The sequence below is a fragment of the Paracoccus aestuariivivens genome, assembly GCF_009711225.1.
GTDB lineage: Bacteria > Pseudomonadota > Alphaproteobacteria > Rhodobacterales > Rhodobacteraceae > Paracoccus > Paracoccus aestuariivivens.
In genome coordinates this window covers 1-24,094 of the sequence record NZ_WMIE01000008.1, presented here as the reverse complement: position 1 = coordinate 24,094, position 24,094 = coordinate 1, and the positions used below count along the sequence as shown (strand labels likewise).

The 24,094-nt window shown below is 60.2% G+C and carries 27 protein-coding genes; 2 read left to right on the top strand and 25 right to left on the bottom strand.

The window, feature by feature from the left end:
* Nucleotides 1–13: 13 nt before the first annotated feature.
* A complete protein-coding gene (locus GL286_RS13620) occupies nt 14–862 on the top strand; it encodes a helix-turn-helix transcriptional regulator (protein ID WP_155096125.1) in 849 nt (282 codons plus the stop codon).
* Nucleotides 863–925: 63 nt separating this feature from the next.
* Here GL286_RS13620 and tsf read toward each other — a convergent pair whose 3' ends face one another.
* The 22 genes from tsf to GL286_RS13510 form a co-directional block, all read right to left on the bottom strand.
* On the bottom strand, nt 926–1,837 hold the full coding sequence (gene tsf, locus GL286_RS13615) for a translation elongation factor Ts (RefSeq protein WP_155096124.1): 912 nt from the start codon (nt 1,835–1,837) through the stop codon (nt 926–928).
* A gap of 119 nt (nt 1,838–1,956) precedes the next feature.
* On the bottom strand, nt 1,957–2,736 hold the full coding sequence (rpsB, locus tag GL286_RS13610) for a 30S ribosomal protein S2 (protein ID WP_155096123.1): 780 nt from the start codon (nt 2,734–2,736) through the stop codon (nt 1,957–1,959).
* 407 nt (nt 2,737–3,143) lie between these two features.
* On the bottom strand, nt 3,144–4,178 hold the full coding sequence (locus GL286_RS13605) for a phage late control D family protein (RefSeq protein ID WP_155096122.1): 1,035 nt from the start codon (nt 4,176–4,178) through the stop codon (nt 3,144–3,146).
* On the bottom strand, nt 4,169–4,378 hold the full coding sequence (locus GL286_RS13600; protein WP_343038898.1) for a tail protein X: 210 nt from the start codon (nt 4,376–4,378) through the stop codon (nt 4,169–4,171). Before GL286_RS13600 ends, GL286_RS13605 begins: the two co-directional genes overlap by 10 nt.
* Nucleotides 4,359–4,769 (bottom strand): phage tail protein, encoded by a 411-nt coding sequence (locus tag GL286_RS13595; protein ID WP_155096121.1) that lies wholly within the window; start codon nt 4,767–4,769, stop codon nt 4,359–4,361. The genes GL286_RS13600 and GL286_RS13595 overlap by 20 nt, the downstream gene beginning before the upstream one ends.
* Nucleotides 4,769–7,150: a phage tail tape measure protein gene (locus GL286_RS13590; RefSeq protein WP_170295190.1), complete on the bottom strand. Its 2,382-nt coding sequence runs from the start codon at nt 7,148–7,150 to the stop codon at nt 4,769–4,771. The genes GL286_RS13595 and GL286_RS13590 overlap by 1 nt, the downstream gene beginning before the upstream one ends.
* Before the next feature lie 219 nt (nt 7,151–7,369).
* A complete protein-coding gene (locus GL286_RS13585) occupies nt 7,370–7,636 on the bottom strand; it encodes a phage tail assembly protein (protein WP_155096119.1) in 267 nt (88 codons plus the stop codon).
* 21 nt (nt 7,637–7,657) lie between these two features.
* Complete coding sequence (locus GL286_RS13580; RefSeq protein ID WP_211596341.1) at nt 7,658–8,164, bottom strand: phage major tail tube protein; 507 nt, start codon at nt 8,162–8,164, stop codon at nt 7,658–7,660.
* Nucleotides 8,164–9,597, bottom strand: a complete 1,434-nt coding sequence (locus GL286_RS22540) for a phage tail sheath subtilisin-like domain-containing protein (RefSeq protein WP_155096117.1) — start codon at nt 9,595–9,597, stop codon at nt 8,164–8,166. The genes GL286_RS13580 and GL286_RS22540 overlap by 1 nt, the downstream gene beginning before the upstream one ends.
* An 85-nt stretch (nt 9,598–9,682) precedes the next feature.
* Complete coding sequence (locus GL286_RS13570; RefSeq protein ID WP_155096116.1) at nt 9,683–10,132, bottom strand: hypothetical protein; 450 nt, start codon at nt 10,130–10,132, stop codon at nt 9,683–9,685.
* Nucleotides 10,132–11,184 (bottom strand): pyocin knob domain-containing protein, encoded by a 1,053-nt coding sequence (locus tag GL286_RS13565; protein ID WP_155096115.1) that lies wholly within the window; start codon nt 11,182–11,184, stop codon nt 10,132–10,134. The genes GL286_RS13570 and GL286_RS13565 overlap by 1 nt, the downstream gene beginning before the upstream one ends.
* Nucleotides 11,184–11,747: a phage tail protein I gene (locus GL286_RS13560; RefSeq protein ID WP_155096114.1), complete on the bottom strand. Its 564-nt coding sequence runs from the start codon at nt 11,745–11,747 to the stop codon at nt 11,184–11,186. Before GL286_RS13560 ends, GL286_RS13565 begins: the two co-directional genes overlap by 1 nt.
* A gap of 2 nt (nt 11,748–11,749) precedes the next feature.
* Nucleotides 11,750–12,637, bottom strand: a complete 888-nt coding sequence (locus GL286_RS13555) for a baseplate assembly protein (RefSeq protein ID WP_155096113.1) — start codon at nt 12,635–12,637, stop codon at nt 11,750–11,752.
* On the bottom strand, nt 12,637–12,975 hold the full coding sequence (locus tag GL286_RS13550; protein ID WP_155096112.1) for a GPW/gp25 family protein: 339 nt from the start codon (nt 12,973–12,975) through the stop codon (nt 12,637–12,639). Before GL286_RS13550 ends, GL286_RS13555 begins: the two co-directional genes overlap by 1 nt.
* Nucleotides 12,976–13,021: 46 nt before the next feature.
* Nucleotides 13,022–13,504, bottom strand: coding sequence for a phage baseplate assembly protein V (locus GL286_RS13545; RefSeq protein ID WP_343038897.1), 483 nt, complete (start codon nt 13,502–13,504; stop codon nt 13,022–13,024).
* Nucleotides 13,501–14,040, bottom strand: coding sequence for a hypothetical protein (locus GL286_RS13540; protein WP_155096111.1), 540 nt, complete (start codon nt 14,038–14,040; stop codon nt 13,501–13,503). Before GL286_RS13540 ends, GL286_RS13545 begins: the two co-directional genes overlap by 4 nt.
* A complete protein-coding gene (locus GL286_RS13535; protein ID WP_155096110.1) occupies nt 14,037–14,639 on the bottom strand; it encodes a phage tail protein in 603 nt (200 codons plus the stop codon). Before GL286_RS13535 ends, GL286_RS13540 begins: the two co-directional genes overlap by 4 nt.
* On the bottom strand, nt 14,636–14,959 hold the full coding sequence (locus tag GL286_RS13530; protein ID WP_155096109.1) for a head-tail joining protein: 324 nt from the start codon (nt 14,957–14,959) through the stop codon (nt 14,636–14,638). The genes GL286_RS13535 and GL286_RS13530 overlap by 4 nt, the downstream gene beginning before the upstream one ends.
* A gap of 11 nt (nt 14,960–14,970) precedes the next feature.
* Complete coding sequence (locus GL286_RS13525; RefSeq protein WP_155096108.1) at nt 14,971–15,330, bottom strand: hypothetical protein; 360 nt, start codon at nt 15,328–15,330, stop codon at nt 14,971–14,973.
* Entirely contained in the window at nt 15,327–15,590 is a 264-nt protein-coding gene (locus GL286_RS13520; protein ID WP_155096107.1) for a hypothetical protein, read from the bottom strand. The genes GL286_RS13525 and GL286_RS13520 overlap by 4 nt, the downstream gene beginning before the upstream one ends.
* Nucleotides 15,591–15,653: 63 nt before the next feature.
* Nucleotides 15,654–17,633 (bottom strand): phage major capsid protein, encoded by a 1,980-nt coding sequence (locus GL286_RS13515; RefSeq protein ID WP_155096106.1) that lies wholly within the window; start codon nt 17,631–17,633, stop codon nt 15,654–15,656.
* A 322-nt stretch (nt 17,634–17,955) separates the two neighbouring features.
* The gene (locus tag GL286_RS13510) at nt 17,956–18,942 is read right to left on the bottom strand and encodes an alpha/beta hydrolase fold domain-containing protein (protein ID WP_170295189.1); all 987 of its coding nucleotides are present in this window, start codon (nt 18,940–18,942) and stop codon (nt 17,956–17,958) included.
* 187 nt (nt 18,943–19,129) lie between these two features.
* Here GL286_RS13510 and GL286_RS13505 point away from each other — a divergent pair, with 187 nt between their 5' ends.
* A complete protein-coding gene (locus tag GL286_RS13505) occupies nt 19,130–20,071 on the top strand; it encodes a tetratricopeptide repeat protein (protein ID WP_170295188.1) in 942 nt (313 codons plus the stop codon).
* A 141-nt stretch (nt 20,072–20,212) separates the two neighbouring features.
* Here the strand turns inward: GL286_RS13505 and GL286_RS13500 are convergent, their stop codons facing one another.
* The 3 genes from GL286_RS13500 to GL286_RS13490 all read right to left on the bottom strand — a co-directional run.
* Nucleotides 20,213–22,882 (bottom strand): hypothetical protein, encoded by a 2,670-nt coding sequence (locus GL286_RS13500; protein WP_155096103.1) that lies wholly within the window; start codon nt 22,880–22,882, stop codon nt 20,213–20,215.
* On the bottom strand, nt 22,882–23,202 hold the full coding sequence (locus GL286_RS13495; RefSeq protein WP_155096102.1) for a hypothetical protein: 321 nt from the start codon (nt 23,200–23,202) through the stop codon (nt 22,882–22,884). Before GL286_RS13495 ends, GL286_RS13500 begins: the two co-directional genes overlap by 1 nt.
* The coding region (locus GL286_RS13490; protein ID WP_155096101.1) for a phage portal protein at nt 23,189–24,094 on the bottom strand (906 nt) is incomplete at its 5' end. The genes GL286_RS13495 and GL286_RS13490, both read right to left, overlap by 14 nt.

The window sequence follows — 24,094 nt, the reverse complement described above, 5'->3', positions numbered from 1 at the left end:
AAAAGGGACGGACATGGACCTGCGCCGAGACATCGACGCCATACTCTCCGCAAGATGCACCGAGGACGCCTGGCAACCCTATATCAGCGCGCTTCGGAAGGCCGGATTTGCGCAGGTGATCTATTTCAGTCACCGCATCATCCGCGCCGCGAACAAGGAGGTGGTGGACGAGGCGCTGGAACTGTCCACGCTGCCTGACGCCCTGATCGAGCAGATCGTGGCGGAAGATCTGATGTTCCACCTTCCGATGCTGCGCTGGATCATCCGCTCGCATGGAAGCAGCGGATGGAACTGGATGATCGAGCGGCAACGCAATGGAAGCCTCAGCGGTCCAGAACTGCGCTGCCTCACCTTGTTCAAGCGTTACGGAATGACGGCAGGGATCGCGCTAAGCCTGTCGGATCGGGTTCCACGGACGCGCGGCGGAATCTTGTTGGTCGGCAGAACCGGCACCACGCAGGACGCCATCGACGCATTGTGGCAGGAACATTATGCCGATATCGAGTTGCTCAGCGTGGTCCTGCACCAGCGGCTGGCCAGCCTGCCCTATCGCGATCCGCCGCAAAGGCTGACCAGCCGCCAGCGCGAGGCGCTGGAATTGACAGGAATCGGGTTCAGCACCGCCGAGATAGCCGAACGGCTGGAAGTGTCGGCTCCGACGGTCGAGAAGCATTTGCGGCTCGCCCGTCAAAACCTTGGCGCGCGGACGACGACGCAGGCGGTGCTGATGGCGACCCGTCGGCGGCAAATCTATGTCGATCACGGCGAACCCTGCCGGATTCCGAAAGCCGCAGGGGCAGCACGCGATACTTGGGCCTATCGGGGGTTTCCGGGCGCAGCCGGCAATCGCTCCAAAGCATGAGCGGAACGAAAAACGCCGACCCGAAGGGGCCGGCGTTTCGAATGTCGTCAGGAAAGAGCGAACTCAGTTGCCGCCAAGGGTCTTGGCGACCTCGGCTGCGAAATCCTCTTCTTTCTTCTCGATGCCTTCGCCGACCATCACGCGGGCATAGCCGGTGATTTCGACGCCTGCATCTTTCGCGGCCTGCTCGACGGTCAGGTCGGGGTTCATGACGAACGCTTGGCCCAGCAGGGTGTTCTCGGCGACGAATTTCTTCATCCGGCCCGGAATGATGTTGTTCTGGATGACGGCGTCGGGTTTCGGCTTGGCCGAAGCGGCGTTCTCTTCCAGAGCTTTCGCGGTCTGGACTTCCAGCTCACGCGCCAGCAGGGTCGGGTCCAGAGTGGCTTCCGACAGCGAAACCGGAGCGGTTGCAGCGATGTGCATCGCGAACTGCTTGCCGATGACTTGCGCTTTGTCCGCATCGCCGTTCAGGGCTACCAGAACGCCGATTTTGCCCATGCCGTCAGCCGCAGCGTTGTGCACATAAGAAACAACGGTGCTGCCATCCAGCACATGCATGCGGCGCAGGGTCAGGTTCTCGCCGATACGGGCAATGGCGTCGGTCAGGACTTCCGAAACCGGCTTACCGTTCAGCTCGGTGGCGCGCAGGACTTCGACATCGGTCGCCGATTGCACGGCAACTTCGGTGATCTCGCGGACCAGTTGCTGGAAGTCGGCGTTCTTGGCGACGAAGTCGGTTTCCGAGTTGATCTCGATGGCGACACCGCGACCGTCGACAACCTGAACGCCGATCAGGCCTTCAGCTGCAACGCGGTCGGCTTTCTTGGCGGCTTTCGCCAGACCTTTGGTGCGCAGCCAGTCGATGGCAGCTTCCATGTTGCCGTCGTTTTCGGTCAGCGCCTTTTTGGCGTCCATCATGCCTGCGCCGGTCGTCTCGCGCAGCTCTTTCACCATAGCAGCGGTGATAGCCATCCGATGTCTCCTTGTTCTATCAATGCGTCAGGCGGGGCTTATCCCCGCCTGATGAATATTCCGTGAAGCCCCCGCAAAGCGGGGCTACCCGCCCGGCACATGGGCCGGGCAGTGACCGATCAGGCTTCGGCGGTCGCTTCTTCGGCGGTGGCGTCCAGTTCTTCGTCGAGGCTGGCTTCCAGAGCACCGAGGTCGACACCGGCAGCACCCATCTGGGCGGTCATGCCGTCCAGAGCAGCGCGCGAAGCCAGGTCGCAATACAGCGAGATGGCGCGTGCAGCGTCGTCGTTGCCCGGGATGATGTAATCAACGCCTTTGGGCGAGCAGTTGGTGTCGACGACTGCGACGACCGGGATGCCAAGTTTCTTGGCTTCCAGGATGGCCAGGTCTTCTTTGTTCACGTCGATGACGACCAGCAGATCCGGCAGACCGCCCATTTCGCGGATGCCGCCCAGCGAGGCCTGCAGTTTGGCCTGCTCGCGTTCCATCTGGAGACGCTCTTTCTTGGTCAGGCCTTCGGCGCCGCCAGCCATGGTTTCATCGATGGCTTTCAGACGCTGGATCGACTGGGAAACGGTTTTCCAGTTGGTCAGCGTGCCACCCAGCCAGCGGTGGTTCATGTAATACTGAGCCGATTTTTCGGCGGCTTCGGCGACGGCTTTCTGGGCCTGACGCTTGGTGCCGACGAACAGAACGCGGCCGCCTTTGGCGACGGTGTCGCGGATCGCCTGCAGAGCGGCGTCCAGCATCGGGACGGTCTGGGTCAGGTCGAAAATGTGGATGCCGTTACGTTCACCATAGATGAACTCGGCCATACGGGGGTTCCAGCGTTGGGTCTGGTGGCCGTAGTGAACGCCAGCTTCAAGCAGCTGACGCATGGAGAATTCAGGAAGCGCCATATCAAGGTCCTTTCCGGTTTGAGCCTAAGCGGGGTATTCAGGACGGATGTCCCAACCGGTGGACCTGCGAAGGATTTCTCCCCTCGTCGGCCCGACCCCACCTGTGAAGTGCGCGCGATCTAGTCCGTTTTTTGCGTGATTGCAAGCCCCCGTGCCAGTTTCCCACCAATAACCCTACACGCGGCACTTGCACGCCACGCCGACAGTCGCTAATCGGATGTCAGTGCCGGTTTAGCTCAGCAGGTAGAGCAGCTGATTTGTAATCATTTCGAAACCGTATGATTACACCGACATAGGCCAAAAAAATCCCACAGACATATCGTGTACAAAGGTAGAACGTGGGAACTGCATCCGCTCCCCTAGTGAGCGGCTCGCCCATCAAAAAGCCGACAAAATCAAGTACCCTTTTAGCCGGAAGACGGGGTCTCCGCCTCGATCGCAGAAACCCAGCCATCGCTTCCTAGGGTGTGCACAACACGAGTGATCAGCCATTCTCCGGCGACACCAGTTCTGAACCCCGCCAGCATGAGACGCCCTTCGGCTATCAAGTCGGCTCGCCCTGGCAGTTGCATCTGGATTGTTCGCGCGGCGCGTTGACCACGTTTCGCCTCGGCGTCAGCGGCTGCTCTCGCTGCCGCCTCACTGGGATAGATCGACTTTAGCCGTTTGATCTGTGCGACACCCGTGACCCCCTCGGGCTTGGCCTCGACCTCGACATCGACCGGTTCGGACTGAGCGAAATCTCGATACGCGGCGACTACTTTCGCGTAGGCGACGCGTCGTGCCATCCTCATTGACCAGCGAGAGACATGCTTGGGGGTCAGCGCAATGATCGGCAAGGGCTGCCCACTCACTGCGGTGCTTTCCCCCGTCTTGCATACGACCAGTGTGCCGCCGGCCGGTTTGAAGATCAGTCCTTGGTCACGCGCGATACGGGTCAGGACATTGATGTCACTTTCATCGATCTGATCGATATGCGGCAGAACAACCTTCCCAGCCTCGTCTGAGACTGCCGTCTTGAAACCGCTATCGGCCGCTATTTTCGCGACCATATCGGCAACGGACGTTTCTTCGGGCCAGCTCCGGCTTCGGGCCTCGGTAATCGGCCCCTTGCCACCATCACTCTTGCCATGAGCCGTTGCATAGGCCGTGATCCGCATCTGGCCCGGCGGTCCCGACACCTCGACTTCATCCGCAATATAGATGCCGACCACCTGTGCCAAAAACATGTAGCCTAGCGAGATCTCGATCTCAGCCCCAGCGGGTGGAATTTCGAGCGGCGCGATCGGCAGATGGTCGGTCAAAACGATCTCGCAGGTATCCGCCTGAATGCCAGCCGTGTCGTTGATCATGATTGAGGAAACACGCGGCAGGAATACTGACGTCATATCCCGTCCGTTGACCCGCACTTTGAACGTCGGCTTCCAGTCGGTCAGCCCCATAGCCGCACGCCCTGAACTGGTGTCGGGTCCAGCGCATCCGGGATGCTGATGAGCAACCCTGCAGGCAGGACCGGGCCGCGATGCGCAAGACCGGGATTGGCTTCAAGAATGCCCTCGACCAGCCCCGCATCCTGACGCTCATAAACTTCCCATGCGATGCTGTCGGCGGTATCTCCGGCTTTAGAACGGTAGGAGCGCACGCAACCCTCCATCATAGCGCGACAGGCGCATATCGAATTCTATCCGCTTGGCCGCGCCGCGCTCCATGAACACGCTCTGTCGCTCGCTAATCTGCTCGACCACCCACAGCCCCCAGACCTTTCCCAATCCATCGATCATTGGTAGCGGCAGGCCAATGCTCGCTTGCAAGCGCATCTTGTTGACCTGATCCAAACCGCCGCGGAACAGCGGGAACACGACGCCGCGCAGGTCGACCGTCTCGGGACCGATGCCGGTGAACTGTAGCGCATCGTTGCTGCCGATCCGCTCTTGCCTTGCCCAGCGGTAGGATGCCGATCTCTGCAATTCCTGATAAGCGGCTGTATCCAGCGAAAACTTGTAAATGCCCAAGCGCATCATCACACGCGCCATCAGAAGCCCCCAACATCGTAAAGTGCCCCGCGAGCGCGGCGATCCAACTCGCGCAACACCTCATCGGCAATTTGGCGAGGGGACTGTCCCGGGCTGGATATGATTGTAATGCCCCCGACGCTGATTTGCGGTTGCGTCGGGATGGCCGGTGCGGTCGCAATGGCGGCACCGCGTTGGTTCCCGGGGAGGATGTCATCCAGCGGCAAGGCAGCAGCCGGAGTTGCGCCCAGCGCCGCGCCCAGTGCGCCGATCTGTGCTACAGCACCGGCCATGCGATTCAACTGACGGTTCGTGGCGATGAAGCCACCACGGTTCGCAAAGAGCGCCTCCGCACCGCGCTCGCCAACGACTAGTGGACCTGGACGGAACGACCCGCCAACTGCGCGTGCCTGCGGGGCCCCATGAACGCGGCGCTGCCATTCTTCTTCGGCGGTCTCGCCTTCTCGCCGGCCGGTGAAAAATCCGGACGCCCGGTCTCCGAACCGCCCCACGGCTTCCTCGACCTTGGCACCGTTATTGACCACCCATGTCAGCCCGTCGATGATGGGCTTGATCACTCTCCAAGCAGCAGTGAACTTATCCGAGATAAAGGTCAGTGTTGGGGCAAAGAAAGACTTCAGCCCTTCCCACGCCGTCTTGATAGGATCAAGCAGGCCGAACTGATCTAGGATAGGAGCGATTATATCCGTCCATGTCGCGGTGAAAATACCACCGATGCCCTCAAGGACCGTCTTAAAGAAGCCAATTGCTCCGTCCCACATGTCCTTGATACCGCCCAGCGCGCGGCCAAGATCAAGTGTGAACACGCCAGCAACGAAATTGCCAAAGCCGGTGAAGTAGGTTTTCACGCTACCCCATAAACGCCCGAACCATTCTTTGAAGCCCGCCCAATTTCGATAGAGCAGGTAGACTGCAGCACCTATCGCAGCCACCGAAGCGCCGATCGGGTTCATGGCAAAAGCCATACCTACCCCCCTGATCGCCAGAGACACCAGCCTTAGCGGATTCAGAAGTCCGAGTGCCGCTCGACCGATCATGCTCAGGGCAGCCCCCGGCCCGCCAATGGCGGTCACAGCCGAAAATGCCATCATACTGGCTCGTATCTTACCGAGACCAGCGACGACGGGACTAACTGACAGGCTGACAGCCTTGAGCCCGAAGGAAATGGAAGAAAGCGCCCCTCCCTTTCCCAACAAACCCACAAAGCGCAGTGCTGCTAGAGCACCACGGAATGCGATCAGGCCGCCAACAACAGTTGCCAATCCGGCAGCGAGCTTGGGGTTGGCTGCCGTCCATTCGCCAACGGCACCGATAACCGGCACAATTCCATCCAGCAGATCATTCAATACCGGCAATAGCGCGGTGCCGAAGGTAATGTTCAGATCCTGCACGCTCGCATTCCAACGGTCCTGCGCCCCCTGTGCCGTGCGGATGCGTCGCTCGTAATCGGCGTCCAGCACACCCTCCGCCGACATGGCCTTTGCACGGATGTCGCGGTATTCCTCCATCCCCTGGATCAGCGACCGCAAACCGGCCTGCACTTGCGCGTCCTCGAACAGGTTGCCCATCTTAGACAAGTCGCCATTCAGCGTTCTGTCGGTGATTTCGGCAATCGCCTCAATCGGAGTCAGGCCTCGCTTGGCGGCGGCATCCATCTCCTTGAAGATATCTACGCCTGCGTCTCCGAATTTCTTCACCGTCGCGGGTGCGTAGATCTTCTGCAGCACGTTCTGCAGGTTCGTCGCAGCAGTTGAGGCGTCGCCAGTGCCCTTGCGTACCACCTGCAAGGCCGATGCGAGGTCCGCGACTGCGCCCACGCCCTGTTGCCCGAGTCCCTGATAGGCCGCTCCGAGCGATGGGAAATAGGTCGCCATATCGCGCAACTCGAAAGCGCCGTCTTTCCCTGCCTGCGCCATAGCGTCCAGCGCAATTTCGATCTGGCTTGCCGGTACCTTCAGATTGTCCACCGCAGCCCAAGATGCGGCGGCCAGATCATCGGTAGCGGCGCGATAGGCTACAGCCGCGCGACCGATAGGATCGGCGGCGGTGAGCGCCACATCAAGATCGGCCCCACGCCCGGCCAATGCATCAACTGCAGCGCCGATTTGCATCGCGCCTTGGTTGGTATCGCGTGCAACCTGCTTGATCTTATCACCCAGCTCACCGAGCTTCTCGACGGGCACGTCTGATTTCTGCCCGATATCCTCGAGGACGGTCTCGAACTCGGCCGCCGCACGCACCGGCGCACCAATGGCCGCCTTGAGTGAGTAATAGGCCCCGATGCTATCTATGATGCCCGTGCGGGCCTTTTCCAACGCAGCATCATTACGACGAATAGCCGTACCGATCTGGTTATGGGCTGAGTTTAGTCCGGCCCCCACGCGGCCCAACCTGGCGTTTGCCTCTTCAACGGCACGGCCCAGTGTGGCCGCGACGGTCCCGCCAATGGTGATGGTCGCGTTAAGCCTTTGGTTTCCGGCCACGGGGCAGTCCTTCTATCCACCAGACAAACCGGCTCACTGGCATCGCGCCGATTTCAGCCGCCCCCCAGCCGGTATGGCTCGCCAGGGCCAGCGCGCCCCGGCGAACATCATTGGGCGTCAGTCGAAAAAATGCTTCAGCCCGGACTGAATGCGCAAATAGTTGCGCGAGGTCATCTTCTTGATCTCGTCCGGCGCAAGCCCGCACAAGTTGCTGATCAGGCCAAATTCAGCCTGTTGGCTGTTGCCCTTCACTGCCAGCTGATCCTCGACGATAGGCTCGCGCATGGCGATGACCCCGCCGTCGCGCAAGGTGATGGACAGACTGCCATCAGCGTTCTCAGTGATGTAGTCGGGAAGTTTGGCAGGTTCCGAAAGTTCGGTCATCTTATCTACCTAATATAGTGATCAAATGCCCAGCGCCGCGCGCTGCTGGGCCAGACGGTCGACACCACCCACAATGCGGATCATGTTCACCACGTCGATCTCATGGGTCACGACGCTGTTATGCGTCTCTTTGTAATAGTCGAGCCTCATGGTGATGGTCAGGGTCGGCTTTTGTCCGGGGGTCCACGTCCCGCGGGCAATGGTCGTGATGCGGCCCCGCATCGAATGCTCGAGCGGCTTAACGGTGCCGTCATAGCTTTCCAACGCAGCGCGGGCGGTAAACGCCACCGTTTGACCTTCAGCCACCCCCCACAAAGCGAGCACGTCCGCGTCATAGGAAATCAGCGCGAAGCTGGTTTCCAGCGCCTCTTGGCCCATATCCAGTGCCACCGGAGCATCCATGCCGCCCCCACGGTAATCCTCCGTCTGGATCGTCAGGTCCGGGGGATTGTATTCGTCAATCTGACCGGCATAGCCGCGGCCATCAACGAACAGATTGAGGTTTTTGACAACGTCACGGGCAGCCATCAGATCAGCTCCTCAAGATAGTCCAGCGTCAGGATCGACCGGAAGGTGATGTGTTCGGCCGGATAGGGCGCGGAGAAGTCGAAGTTGAAGAACACCTTGCCGTCGGCAATGTTCGCTGCGCTGTTCAGATCCGGATCGGCCCAGCAGCGGCCACCGATCAGCGCACCTTGCGCGACCAGCGAGCGGATGTAGGCGTTCACGCCTTCCTCGACATCGCGCAGATAGGTCTTGGTGATATTGCGATCCACGGCCCAAAGATGCGCGCGCTGCAGGCTGTCGTTCAGCATGTCAGCGGTGCGGCGCACCGAAAGGAAGGCCCATTTCGGATCGGAGGACAGGGTGCGGTTGCCCCAAAGACGATAGCCGTCCTGCCGGATGATCGTCGCGACGTCCTGCTCATTCAGCAGGTTCGCTCGGCTGTTGGCATCGCCCATCTTGAAATCGACGGCGCGGGCCGTACCTACAATGCCGTTGATCGTCTGGTTCGACGGCGACCACCAGAAGCCGCGGTCATTGTCGATCTTAGCGATCAGGCCCGCGACACGGGCCGAGGCGGGCTCTGCCACCAGTGCGCCGGCGCTATTTGCGACCAGCACCCAAGGATCAACCACATAGACCCGGGGCGATCCGAAATCGCCAGCATAGGCGATGACCGCAGCATCCGTCGTATTGGGCCCATCGGAAATGATGACGGCGCGCAGCCGCTCGGCGATCCCGACCAACTCAGCGACGACGGCATTGCCAACGGTCCCTCGCGTGACAGTGAAAGTCGCACCGGTCCCCGCACCAGCGCTGCCAGGCATGGCAATGGTCGGATCGGTCGTATAGCCGGAGCCGGGATTGACGATGGTAACGGTAGTAACCACTCCCCCTACGACGGTCGCATCGATCTGCGCGCCGGTGCCAGTGCCGCCTGTGACGGTCAGCCGGTGCACGCCGTTGGTATAGCCGGACCCGCCTGCAGTGCGCGTTACATTGACGATACCGTTCTGGGCCCGCTGATGCGTAAAGCCGGGGGCGCACAGCACGCGGGGTGAATATCCCACAACGCTTTCTGCAGCGAGCAGCGCGTGGACGCCCTCATATTGACCATCCAGCGCGTTCACGCCCCCCAGTATATTTGCCAGCGTCTCGGCCTCGGTCGCACCCTCTTCGACGCGGACTACCACGACGACGGCCCCAATCTGGTCTAGAATGCCATCCAGCGCGGCGGGCAGCGTACCTTCGCCGGTCTGTGCTTCGGACATGTCCAGCTTTGCTGCTTCGGCGCGGCTGCCAGCGATCAAGACCGGGGTGTTCAGCGGAAACGCGGTAGGGTCAGCCTCGGGAGCCGTGCCGACGATGCCGATCACGGACGAGCGCACCGTGCGGATCGGGCGCGGGCCGGTGTCGATCTCGATCACCTCGACGCCGTGGAGGAAAATCTCGGCCATGGTGCCTCACATGCGGGTTTGAATTTCTTCCCGCAGGATGGCGTCGCCGCGCCCTCGTTTCCTCTGGCGCAATTTCATCCGCGCGCTACGCGGTGATTTGCATGGCGCTACGGAAGAGGTCGTCAATTTGCTCGTCGGACAGGCCAAGGCGCGCGCCCAGCGCAGCAATGGTCGGGCTGTGACGCCGGAATTCGCCCGCGTCGGCCCAAGCCAGCTGCACCAAGGCGTCTGCTTCTGCAACCGCCACCTCGGCCGCCTGCAGAAGGCCGGCCTGAAGAAGCGATGCCCGCGCCTGAAACCGGCTACACACCATCCGCGCACGCTCGGCAGTCAGCAGTTGTTCGGCTGTCAGAGGATCCTTTTCGCGCAACATCGGCAACCCATCGGAGCTGACTACAATCTGCATTCCGTCGGACTGGCCAAGAAGAAGTTCGGCATGGCGTTCAGCCGAAATTTCCTGAGCATCGTCAGGTATCACTTCATGGATATCGCTATCGAAGAACGAAAGTATTTCGCCAGAGAAGAACAGCGGCATCACGACCCCACGGCAAAGTATTTGAATTGGGTTGGTCCGATCGAACCGTCAAATGTGGTTCCCAAAGCGGTGAACCCCGTCCGCGTCTCTCCATGCGTCGAGATGATGTGCGCGTTGCCAGCTGTGAGTGCTACAGCAACGTCGCTGACGACGACGGTGTGAACAGCGGTCGGGAAGGCAATCGGGAAAACGACGGCAGTCGAGCCGCCGCTTTCGGTTGCGCCGCCTCCCCACTGAAGAATTAATCCCGAGGGCAGTCTTTGATAGCCATTCGTGGTGGCGGAGTAATCTGCGGAAACACCGTCCCATACTCGCCGCCACGGCGTCCAAGCTGCTGTGGTAAACCTACGCTCCCAAACGGCGTCGCTGAAAATCTGTCGCCATGATTGCAACAGGCTGCCACCATCCAGCCTGTGCACTTGTAGAACGCCGGTCCGTCCGTCTCCGGTCACCCCGCTCGGAAAGGCCCCTGAAACGGTATCCGCAAGTGTGGTGCGATACATTCCGCTGACGAGGGAACTGTCGTTGATGTTGCTGATCACCGGCGAAACTGTCGCGCCAACTCCGAACGCGCCGACACTCAGCAGCCGCCCCGCGGTGGCGTCAGTAGCGGAGGTCTGCACATTAGATCCGGTCATGACCTCCACCCAAGCGGCCCACGCGCCAGCCTGTTTGCGCCGCATCCACAGGCGGTTAATGGTGCCGATCCGGCCGGCGATCTGGAACGCGGCATTGGCATTATTCGATGGGATATGCAGCACCACGGCGTTTGCCGCACTGTCGGGCGATCCGGCAGCGGTCCCAGCGCCAACATAAAGGCCACCTGCCGTGATCGCGTCGAAGCTCGTGACCGACACCAGCGTCTGGACACCGATGCCGGCATTCTCGACAAGCTGCTTGAGCCACAGCGTTCGCTTTGCGAGCTGCAACGCCGGAATATTCGTCAGGCCGGCACCGGTCGTTTCGTTGGGCGCGCCGCCCAGCACCGGGTCGGTCTGCTCGATCTGGTAAATCCCGGCGATCCATTCAGCGAGTTCAGGTAGATCTGCCATCATGCGGCTCCATGGCTGGCGGCGCCGTCATAGCGCAGCGTCGCGTCGTAAAGATAGGTGACCTGCTGGAAGTCCAGCTGCTTCAGGTGGCAGCGCAGCGGCGCGATGGCATCAAGTATGGCGCGCACTTTCTGGGCCTGTGAGAGAGTGATCGGGCGGGCCATTTTTACCCGGTATTCGGCCCAGTGATCGGCCGAGGCATAGGTCTCGGACCCATCATGCAACAACGAGCCGTCATAAGTCCGCTCGGCCCACCGCTCTATGATCTCAGCATCGCCATAGCCGGCATTGATCAGGACGCGGCGGATCGCGCCGACCGTGCCCTTGCGGCGATGGACGCTGACGCTTTCGCGGATCGTGTCGCGCTTCGCCTCCTCCGACCATTCAGCATCCCACTCGTCGACGCCCAGCGCCCAGGCCAGCCATGGCAGCATCTCGACCGGGCAGCTGTCCGGATTCCAGATCGACCGCAGCGGCGCACCATGCTCGACGATCCGCGCGGTCGTCAGGTCCAACGCGATCTCTGCGGCCGTTGCGTTTGAGGGAAGCAGCGTCTCCGTCATGGTCAGGCCATCGTGACGCTGATGGCGGTGCACCAGCTCGCCTGAGTCTCACTGATGGTTATGTTCGCGGTCGGGCTGGTCAGGTTCACTTGTGCGACGCCCGGACGGTGCAGCGCGGCGTGAATGCCCGAGATCGCAATATCCAGCCCCATCCGGTGCTGTGCAGCGGCATAGGTAGCAACTGCCACCTGAGCCTCAGCCAGTACGACGCTGGGATCCGGCCCCGGCAGCATCTGCAGCGTGGCGGAGATAGCATAGCTCACGATCCCGGCCGCCTGCACGGTCACGGTGTCGCAAAGCGGACGCACGGATTCGTCATTCAGCGCGGCCTCGACGACGTTCAGGACGTCTGTTCCGGGCACGCCGCTACCGCTGCGGGACAGAATGCTGATCAGCACATCGCCCGGCGTGGGGCTGGTGGCGCTGACATCAAGCACGTCGCCATGCGCCGACAGGGCGTGATAAATATAAGCCCCCGACGGTCCCGCAGTGCTGAAGCCTTCCAGCGAAAGCTGTGTGCGCCGGCGCAGGTCCGTATCGGTCTCATATGTGGCGGGTACTGGCGGCAGCGCGTCAGGATCGCCGGGATCGATCACCAGTCGGGTCACCCCGAACAGCGCGGCCAGATTCTCAAGATCCGTGCCGGTGGCATAGGACAACATGACTGCCCTCGCGGCCTCGTTCACCCGTTGTCGCAGGATCACCTCGCGATAGGCGCACACTTCAAGGATCTTGTAGGCCGGATCGCTTTCGACCAGCGCGGTGAATGCGGGCATGCGCAGCCGCAAATCCTCGATCATCTGGGCCAGTATGATTTCATAATCGATCGTCTCGACCACGGACGGCGCCGGAACCTGCGACAGGTCGATTGCGGTATAAGTGCCGGCCATCAGGTCACCTCGATCCCGTCAATCGTCACCGGCTCGCCCGTCGGCGTGTAAACCCCCACCAGCGACAGCTCCACCCGGCCCGGGGCGGGTAGCGATGCCGTAACCTGTTCAACGTCAATGCGTGGCTCCCATGTGACCAATGCGGTGACCGTCTCGGCGTAGAGATCGACCAGCGTCTCGTCATTCAGCGGCGCGTCGACCAGATCGGGCAGCCGCGATCCATAGGCGCGCCGCATCACCCGCGTTCCGACGCGCGTGGTCAGTATGTCGCGAATGCTCTGCCGCAGATGGTCGATCCCCGACAGAGCCGCGCCGGTGCTGGCATTGGTCCCGATCATGACGGCATGATGCAAAGAGAGGCCGCCTCGTTCCTCTGGCGTAATTTCAGCCGGACGGCTCGCTCGTATTCGATCCGCCGGACTGGACGCCGCCATGCACGTGTGTCGTCAGACTGATGCCATCGGCAATCACATCGCCATTAACGACGACATTTCCGGGCGCAGTGATGCTGATCGATCCGCCCGCCACGCTGATCGAGACCCCGCCGGGCATGTCGATGCGATAGGTTCCACCGTCTCCGGACGGGGCGGGGAATGCATTGCTCGGCAGACTCCCCATGATGATGCCCTGTCCGGTATCACCCATCGGACTCAGCACCACCACCTGCTCGCCGGTTACGGGCGGCGACCAGACTCGTGCGCCGCCGGCGCGGGCAGTGCTGAAATGCAACCAGGCGCTGGCGGTCTCGCGACCGAATGTCACCCTTGCTCGCGCATTGCCGGGATCGACCTCGGTAATCGTGGCAAAGCGCACCACATTCGCCAGCCGCCGCTCAAGTTCGGCGATGGTCCATCCATCCTGCGTCACGGGGCGCCCCCGACGATGTCGCTGTAATCGCTCTCATAGTCTGCGCCGATTTCGGGCGACCAACTGGCCAGCACCTGTCGCGGAACCGGACCGTCGCTTTGCCACACACTTTCGCCGATATGGATTGTTTGATGCCATTCGACCGCCCAGATCTCGAACTGGTCAAGCTCCGGTTCAAAGTCGCTAGGTGCAATGGCCGCAATCGTCGCGGGTTCGACCGGCAAACCCCAACGCTCGCCTTGAACGTGGTGGGCAACGGCTGCAGCTAGCTTTGCCACCTGAACCTTTGCATCAAGCTCCCGAAATGCGACCAGTATATATGCCTCGAACCGCGCGAGCACCGCCAATTGCTCGGTACCGGGATTGTCCACTGGCTCAAGCTCGATCAGCTCAACCAGGCAAGCTGGTGTCGGAAGATTGAGCCGAATTTCCGGATAGGCTTCGACCATCTGCAGTCGCGGGACCGCGGCAGAGATTGAGGCGGTTATAGAGGAGATCATTGTCGCGAGATCGATGGCGGTGTCCGGTTGCGTCATCTATTTCTCCTGCCGTTCCATTCTTTGCCGACGCCATAGAGCGTGCGGGCCCGAAGATCAGCGACGAAGTGCTTCATGAAGATATCGACAGCGTCAGGCAGCACCTCGTCCTCCAAGATCACATCGGCGCGGTCCTTGATCGGCAGCGTCTGCTCGACGAGTGGGAAACGAGATTCATGTTTGCGACGGAATATGGATCGGCGGCCTTCCTGGCTCTTTGCCACGAACGCACCAGGGAACTCATGATCCCGAAATTTTGCTCCGCCAGCATATTCACTAGCGCGGCCCTTGAACTTCGACACGCCCATGTCGTTCAAGCCCACCCAGATTCCGACCTCACCATGGTTGCGCTTTATCCGGGTACGCATTTGCTTGAGCCGTTTCCGAAAATCACCAGCCTTCCGCAACTGTAACTCTGGCACAACGCGCTTCGAAGACATCACCCTCAAAGTCGTGGCCGTACGGCGCAAGGCACGGGACATGGCCTTGCGCACATCATCCTCGTCGGCTTTCAGCTCTTTGATGACGCGATCGAAATCTGCTTCCAGATCCAGTGTCACATCAGCGCCGCGAATACGCCTGCTCCAGGGACGGCTCATCTGCCGGCCTGTCTATGGCGCGGGGCCAAACGCAATGTCGCCATGCCAGTGCCGTCGATCTGTGGTGACCCCATGATGTCGAACTCGCGCCCGTCGATGGTGATCAGGTTGCCCTTGATCACCCCGTCAAAATCTGCGGCTCTGCCTAGTAGCCGGGGCTGTGATGTCTCAAAGCGATACTCGCCTAGTTCCGCATCGAGAAAGGGTTCATCGAAAATGCCCCGCACCTCACGAACAATGCCGCCTGCAAGCCGAAGCTCGCAGGCGTGAGCAAATTCATCAACCTGAAGGAACTGACTCAGGTCCTCTTTGAAAGGCATGTCGCCCTCCGTCAGATGCCGTATTGCTTTTGACCGATCACGGCTGCTGCGAGCGTGGCGGTCGCGCCCGAGGAAACAGTGCAATGCAGGCGCACGTCATCCTTGAAGCCGTCGGCGTCCACCTCAATCACTTGGGTTCCACCCGAGGCGTTGGTGATCGCAGCGAATGCGGCACCGTCGATATCCTCCCACGCGTCGGTGCCATTGCGATGCTGCAGTTTCGCGGTCACGGTCTGGCCCGCCCCACCGCTTGCGCCATGCATCAAGATCACCTTGGCGCGGCCGTGGAACTCAGCCATCGAGACGCCGGTCAGACCTGCGGTCGCGCTGATCGCGGCAAGTGCCGCAAGCTGTTTGATCGACGCTTTCATTTGCCACCTTCCTTGGGTTTCGTTTTCGCCGCCTCTACTGCGGCTTTGGCCTCAGCTTCAGCCTTCGCGGCTTCCGCCTCTGCTGCGGCTTCGTCCTCGTCGCCCAGTTCGACATCGTCGATAGTCGCCAGATCGGCCTTGCCAGCGTCAAGCAGGCGGCGGGCCATACGGTCGTCGACCTCGACCACGCTGCCCGCACGAGCTGGAGCGCCATTCACAACGACAGCCGAGGTCAGTTTCAGCTTATAGGTTTTCGACATTGCTTCCTCGCTATGCTGTCGGGGCCGGTTGCCCAGCCCCGCTATTGCTCAAGGATCAGGGGATCAGGGGATCAGGCGGCCCAGGCACAGGGACTGGACGCGGCGTACAGCGATATCAACGTCCTGCATCATGACGATGCGGATGCGGCCACGTGCCGAGTGGGTAAAGGGGTCAACCGTCACGTCAAGACCACCCCACATGCCGATCAGCACATCACCGAAATTGCCGTGGAACACGTCGCCATTGGCGATCTGGTTGGTGACTTCGGTACGGTAGCCGTTCACGGTGGCACCGGGCTCCCAGATCACGCCCTGATCGGTACCCGAGGTGAATTTCGGCGTGGTCTTCAGATGGCCGCGCATGCGGGCATTGAAGACATAGGCCATGTTGTTCACATCGGCATTGTCGGCCGAGATCTCCGTCTCCATCCCGACCAGTTCGGCATAGGTCGGGTTGGTGGCAGCGAAATCGACCGCGTTCAGACCCGGCGTCATGGCGATGCCGCGCGGCGTGTGATCCGTGCCTTTGCCATAATAGCCGGCATAGTCGACCGCCTGCGCCAGCGCGGCCGACAGATCACGGCGCATCATGGCTTCGACATCGAGGCTGGATTGCATGATCAGCTTACGCGTGACCTCGGTCATGCCGGCGACAGTCTTCGGGCGCAGGCCGAATTGATCGAAGGACATGGTCGACAGCGTCGCCTCGTCATCCTCGCCCAGCCAGTAGCCGCTTGCGCCACCAGCTTGGGTGGGAACGTCGATATTGCCGACCAGACCACCGATCGGCGTGGCGAGCTGTAGTAGCGTCGTGCGATTGCGAAGCATGTCGACAAAGGACTGCGACAGCAATTCGGTTGTGACGAGCACACCACCAGTGTCTCCAGAACCGGTATTTCCGGTGCCGGTGTTCAGGGCTCGGGTCAGCACGTCGACAGGAATCAACGTCCCTTTCGGGCTTCGTTCCGCACGCTCGGCAGCAGCTGTCGCACATTCGAATTCGAAGGCGGCAGCCTCGCGCAGACTGCGGTCATTGGGATTCGTCAGTGCCTGGAATAGGCGCATAAATGAATAGCGCTGCACTTCACGCTCGGTCAGGCCAAGCTGATCCCCGCCTTCTGTCACCGCCCGGCCGCGATTTGCAGCCATCTGCTCCAACAGCGCTGCGCGGAATTGATCGACGTTGCGACCATCGCGGACTGCGGTTGCAGCTAGTTCTGCGGCACCGTACTGACGGCCCATCTCGAGGATTGAGGCAGTCCGGGCGCGTTCGGCAGCTTCACCCGCACCGCGTTCAGCCCCGGCTTCCTCGACCACTTCCAGTTCACGGACAACTGCGCCGGCTTCATCGACCTCAGCCCACACGAGCTGGCCCGAGGCGTTGCGAACGAGTTTCTTTTTCATCGAGCCATTTCCATTCTCGGGTTTCGGATCGGGCGCTGCCCGCGTGAGGGCAGACTGCGCCGGGTGCTTGCCCGGTTCCTCTGGCGCAATTTCATGTGCTCGACCGACGCCGACGGTTGGATCGGCAGGTACGCTGACCAGCGAAATCTCATAGGGTTCCCAATCGGTGACGCGGATCAGATCGGGCTGTCCTGCCCGTTTTTCGACCTCGATGGCATGGACGGCATAGCCAAAGGAAACATGCCTCTTCACGCCATCGACCACGTCCTGCAAAATGTCGGATGCACGGGGACCGCGACCAAAACGTACCTTGGCGCGACCGATCCGGTCCTCGCCGATTTCGACGTTTTCCACCACGCCGATGTGATCATTCCAATCATGGTTGACCAGCAGCGCCGCGCCACCGCGCAGACGGTCAAGCCTGATCGCGGCGGCGGAATGGTCCAGCACCTCATCCCCGAACCAGCGCTGCACGGGCGTCTCGCTGGAAAAAGCGAGCTCGACCGTTCTGCTTTCGAAATCGATCTGCCGCACTTCGCCGATGTGTCGAAATTCGCCGCCATCGCGAGTGCGCGCGTTGATCTGTTCAGGAGTGATGGATCGGGTCAGAAATGCCCCGACTATGCTCGGAAGGTTCATGCCGCCCTCATAAGGTTTGGGGGCATTAGGCTGCGCAACTGCGCCGTGTTCCTCTGGCGAGATTTCACGGCGAATCGCGTTTGCGAGCTAAGAATGCGTAAGGGCGGTGCACGGCTGCGCCGCCCTCCAGGCAGCTTCGCCATTGGGTTCGCCGTTGCAATTGAGGGGTTGTCAAGCCTCCGTTTAGCTCGTCGGTCGCCGCAGTCTGGCTTTCCAGCACAATATGGCGGCGACCAACGTTGAGACAGTCTGCGCGCACTTGAACGGCGGCTTAGGAGACGGCACCCACGCCGAATGATGACAAGTGCCGGGCAATTCGAGGCTAAATCTGCATCATGTCAAGAGCGGCACGCCCATTAAGTCCATATGGATTGCCCAAGGATTCCCATGTTTCCTGATGGTGAAGCGTGCCGCCGATAAGAGCGACCGGCTTGCCAGTGGCCTGCACCGCCGCCGTGAAATCTTTGGCCTGACGCTGGAACTCGGGCGTCTCGTAGCTGCCGTAGGTGATAGTCAGAGACGCAGCGATACGGTCGATATGGCGCTGCGGGCTCATGGCGGCCTCCATCTCGTCAGTGAAGGCAAGGTAGCTGCTCCGCCAAGAGAGGCGCACGGGCTCGAGGTCATACATCCCGCTCATGCATAACCCGCCCTTAATGACGTCGCGGGGCAGGCCGAATTCTGCCACCCAGTCCGTGGTGAGCGCCACCGCGCAGAGATGCCCGCCCGAGGAATGGCCGCCGATGTAGATGCGCTCCGGATCGGCACCGAGGCTGGCCGCATTTCGTGCGATCCACGCGATGCCTCGCCGGACCTGTGCCGCCTGTGCGGCCAGATCGCCGCCAAGTTCTGTGACAGGCGCAAAGTCGAGCGCGGCGAAATGCGCGCCGTGATCCATAAACATTTCTGCCGCGAACCCGCTTGTCGCCGCATCCAGATGAATCCAGATGCCGCCGTGGATGAAAATGAAAATCGGCGCGGGCGTCACCGCGGTTCGGTAAAGATCCAGCTTCTCGTCCGGATGCTCACCATACGTCAGTCGATCTGGATAGCCGCGCCGGAACCGCAGATCGAAGCTTTGCGCGCCGAGGCGGTCATTCACCCGATCCAGATGTGCCTGATAAAAGGTCTGATTATAGGCCGCATCCAGTTCCGCCTGATCGTAATCACGCCAGACCGCGGAGCCCTTCACATGGCCGGGAAGGCCAAGCTCACAACTGGGCTGGGCGAGTACTGGGCTGCACAACATTCCCACGCCCGCGCCAAGCGCTGAGCGGCGCGTCAAGGATACGGATTTTGCGTGGGTCACAATTTCCCCCGTCTGCGGAGTCACCGAGCAGATCATACCATAAAAAGGGTCGAAGTTCCCCTTCCGATGCACCGTGGACCGCATTCGACTGGCGGTAGCTCGTCGAGCTCCATTGACATACGCACGTTGTGTCCGGGATGCCCTCCAGTTAACCTGCTTTTCACGGGAATTTTCATTGGCTGGCTTGATGGTACACAAGGTTTACGAAGACGCAGAAACGTCCGTCTACTTCAAAGGCAACAACCAGAAGGTAGCGGCAATTTCCTATAGCTCGATGGGCTACAACTTCAAAGAGAAAGGCATCCCGGGCGGCGAGATATTGACGAGCTTTGGCTACGACGTCTTTGGAGTCGTCGCTAAGCGAAACAATTGGTTTCCAGTTTCATCAATGCAGAGAGTCGCTGCGGCTCTAGCGCCGCGGCTCATTGGCTATGACAATAGATTGTCTTATGGGAGTAGCATGGGCGCCTATGGGGCAATTAAACACAGCGCTAGGATGAATAGCGATGTGACACTGGCACTCGCACCGCAGTATTCTATCGATCCGGCTTTGGTCTCCGGTTGGGATAGAAGATACCTCAGATTTTTCGATTCTTCTCTGAATTCGGGTATGGAGATCAACAAACTGGATCTTGGGGGTCGTGTAGTTGTAGTTGCGGACCCCATGTTTGAAAAAGACATTCGTCACGCCAGGTTGATTGCAGAAAATGGCGAGGTAGAAATTGTCCCAGGATTCGGTTGCGGGCATCTGGTCATTCAGCCTTTAGCCTCCAAATTGGTTTTAGCGAAATTCCTGTCCGCGATCCTGTCGGGCGATATGAATGAAGCAAAGATAATCTACCGAAAATCCCGGAAAGCATCATCTTATTATCGCGGCAATTTGCTGCGGGTTCTCGCGGATAGACAATTTGCCCGGGGCGATATCACTTCGGCTGCTCGCACCATCGAGCTATCTCTCTTGGCCCACACAAAAACTTCGGCGCCATTCGTTACTGCGAGTAGAATTCATCAAAAGCTAGGGGAGTACGACAAAGCCATTGATGCGGCACTTGAAGCTCAGCAGCGAGCCCCAAAAAGCCAATGGATCGCGAATATCGTGCAAGAACTGCGCTCACTAGAATCTGCATGACGACATCTCACGGTGGTTAAAGAGCAGCCCTCAGACATGCCAAACCGTCCCTCCCTCGTGCGGGGCTTCTCTATTGGGGGAGTGTCTGTCAAGGATTTCTGATGCGCCAGAGTGCAGTGTAGGGCCTGCTAGTTTCTCAGTTCATCGAGTCACATTGAGCCAAGCAACCAGCGCATCAACGATCCTGTTTACCGCTGTTCCACTGGCATCCCGGTCCGGGTGCAGGCCGTCAGGCATCCAGACCTCATTCATTTCCAGCGTCTGGATCGAGCCACCGGACGGCATCCATATCCCAGTATTGCCGGTCATCTGCCAGTATCCTTCGGTCGTAACTGACCGGACCCTAGACCAGCCCAGCGTCTCATAGAGCGGGCAGATCGGGCGCCCCCACAGATCTGCGACCCGCTTTTGGCCCGGCACCATGCTGGCCCTGACAAAGTCATCATCGGTATAATGGCCGATGAAGAAGATCCGTGCGCGGGGGTTATCGTTGAGAATAAGGTCGATCAGATAGTTAGACGCTCCGAGGAACGTGCCACGATCCCGAGTATCGTCTTCTCCTTCCAGCAGATCATCTGCCGTACCAGCATCGTTGACGCCGTGATCGAACACCCATAGATCGCGCCCCTGCCCGAGATGCGGGGCGATCCTTACCTCCCAACTGCTGTTCAGCGTATCAGCCTGTTGCGCCGCCGACAGGTTGACCGGAGGACTAGACGACGCGCGGAATCTGGTCCGCCAAGTCGCCCAGTTGTCAATGATGGCCTGTTTTTCGGCCGTGGTCATGGACAGGCTTCGGGTGATGATACCCCAATTGGCATTGGCCCATCCGAATTCATCATCCGGCACGACATTGCGGGCAGAGGCGACGCCGTTACGCAGGCACGATCCTGCCCGCGCAATATTGTGGACAGTTGCACCCAATGCGGCCCCGACCTGATCAGGATATTTCAGACCAGTGGTTTCGCCCGCAGGGATTGAGGTTCCCATCCAGACGATGTCTTTCCCTGACCAGAAACCACCCGCACCCGATCCGAGAATACGGCTGTCAATCAGCGCGGTCAGACTCGGCGCAATCGTCGAGACCTCAGCATGCGGCACCAGATTGGCGCCGTCGGCATTGCGGTAAGTCATCCCATACCTGATCGCGCCAGCCGGAACGGTCAGCACCACGTCACGATATTCGACTGGCGCTGTATTCGATCCCTGCCCTTCAACGCTAAGATAGGTGTCACCAACGCCATACCAGACGACCAGCCCGACGCCAGTTCCATAAAGATTGGCCGAGAACCGCATAGTCGATCCGGGAATGCACTCGCCGAAAGCGTGGCTGTAGTTTTCATTGACCAGAACAACGCCATCGGAACGCCGGATATTACCGGAGGCCCAGACTAACGTTTCCGCCGTCCAGAATTGTCGTTCCTGCTCAACGGCCGCTTGCACCATCGCCGGAACAGCATCGAGATTTTCCCGCACATAATCGGGGACGCTTCCTATCCGACCCGTTCGGCGCTCGATCGAGAAAGGCGAGACCGCATTGATGTTCCGTCCTAAGGTCATGGTCGCTGCGCCCGGAGGCACGACCACGACTTGACCAGAAAACGCGATGGCAGGCGTTGCGCCCCGTTTGTAGGGATAAAGCACCGCATCGCCTGCGTCCCTGAACAGAGCCAGCGACAGATTTACGCCATTCAGTTCGTTGGATAGTCGATAGACCTCGCCCGGAGTTACCGAGACAACCGCATATTGGTAGTTGGGATTTGAAGAGAACGCGCCTGTATCGAGCCGATAGAAGCCGCCGCTTGTCCATGTGATGGAAACGTTTTCCCATTCGCTTAGCGGTTCCACCTCGCGAGCCCGCGCCTGGCTGTTAACGAGACGCTCGGCTAGCGGAAATATGGCGGCGACGTTCTCTGTCGTCATCCAAAGCCCGGATGCTCCGACCGGCGCTGCCAAGATTACCTTTTCGTAAACAGTCTCGGTATTGGACCCGATGTTGAGGCGATCGATGACGCGACCACTGCTATCCACAAATGTGGCAAGCGCCGTGCTCGTCCCGCGCACCCCCGCCGAGAGGCGAAGCACATCACCCTCTGAAACAGCGACAAACATCGCACGATAAGAGGAGTTTGAAAGAACCTGCCCGAGTGCAGAGTTATAAATATAGCCTACCTGTGGCACGGTATTGATAACCGAAAAATCCGCATCAGGCCTGATCGCTGCCTCGAGTTCGGTGCGGCGCTGCGCCTCAGTCGCAACTTCGGTCGCTGCGATAATCTGCACGATCATCGACTGGGTCGTCTCACTATCTCGCCTGAAAACTGTCGAGCGCGTCAGCCCGTCAGCACCACCGGCACGCACGCCGAATTGTGCTCCGTCCGAGACGGTTGCCCGGCCGATCGCGATGGTATCGTAAAAATGGGCGGCAGTTGCGCCAGCGGCTGCAAATGCCTCGGCCTCGGACCGGGCACGTTCAGCTGCAATCTGATCCGCGGCCACCTGTGCACGGTCCGCTGCAACCTGCGCACGGTCTACAGCGGTGGCGCTCCGGTCACTCCCCGTCGCCAAGCGGTCCTCCGCCACCCGCCCAGCCGCCGATACGGTTTCAGTGTGCGCCGTCTGCATTTCAGCACGCACGGCAGTCAGGTTGTTATTGACGTCGATGGCCGCGTCGATCCGGGTGCGATCTTCCTCGGGAATTTCGCCAGGCTCACCCTGATCACCCTTGTCGCCCTTGATGGTCGGGATGCCCAGGATGGGCAAAGCCAGAACAGTAGCTTGCGTATTAGCGCCCCAGATCGTGATCTGCATCAGCGCGTCGCTCCCTCGATGATCTTCAGCGGAATATTGTTAGATCCCGGAAAGGGCAGCAGCTCGCCGTCCTTGGTGATCCAGTAATCAAAGCTGGCGTGCTCGGTGCCGGTAAGCGGCCACGCCGAGGTGTCTGCAGCCGTGGCAGTGATTTTAAAGTTCACGGGGTCCACCGTAACCACAAGAGGATAGCGCCGATGTCCGAACTTCACGGCCGCCGACACGCTGTCATGCGGATAGACAAACGCCCATTCCGTAGCGTCGTCGAATTTCAAATCGGCCTTAAAGGTAGCGCCGCGTTTGAATTCAGCCGGTTGCATTGCCACCATCCTCTTCTTTTTCTTCCTGGGGTTTCGGGTTCAACTTCCGGCCCATGGCCTGCAGGATGTATTCATCCGGGATGCCGGCCTCGCGCATCTGGGCGATATCCTCGGCCACCTCGCGCCAGACGGTTTGCGGATCGCGGCCCTGATCGCGGATAAACTGGCCGAAGCTGCCCATCAGATTGTTTTTCATCTCAACGGCCGATGCGACATCGGCGCGCGGATCGATCCACGCCCAGCGGCGCGGTTGCCAAGTCACGACCTGGTAGCGTTCCAACCTGTCAGCGCGTAACGGTCGGCCAGAGACGACGATCCGTTGCGACAGCAACGCCACCTTGAGCCAGCTTCGGAAGATACGATCGACAAGTAACTCGATCATCCACTCCTGAAGATCCTTCCAGTGCTCGCGCTCATCCAGTGCGCCTTGCCGGATACTGGAGAAGTTCACGCCCTCAAGGTCATTCGCCAGGTTGTTATAGGCCACACCAAGTCCGGTCGCGATCGCACGCAAAGAAGACTTCATGAAGGGTGCGAACTCACCGCTCGGATATTGCGGCGCCCATTCCTTGAATTCGACCCCGGCCGGAAGCTCCTGGAACGAGCCAGGCTCTGCTTCCATCGTAAGCTCTTCGCCCTCTTCCTGCTCGGGGCCATAGCCTTCTTTCCACTGGAAGAAGCCCCCTTTGCTGGCCGAAACTCGGGCGTTGACCAGTGCGGCCTTTTCGAACCCGTCCAGCATTTTCATGCGCCATAGCGCGGTAGCCCCCGATGTCAGGAGAGTTGTCACCCGTTCTCGATCTGAAATGATAGATTTGGCGGGCGGGATAGGACGACGACTTGGGTTACTCACCGGAACGAAAGGCAGCGGTTCTGACGAAGATGCTGCCGC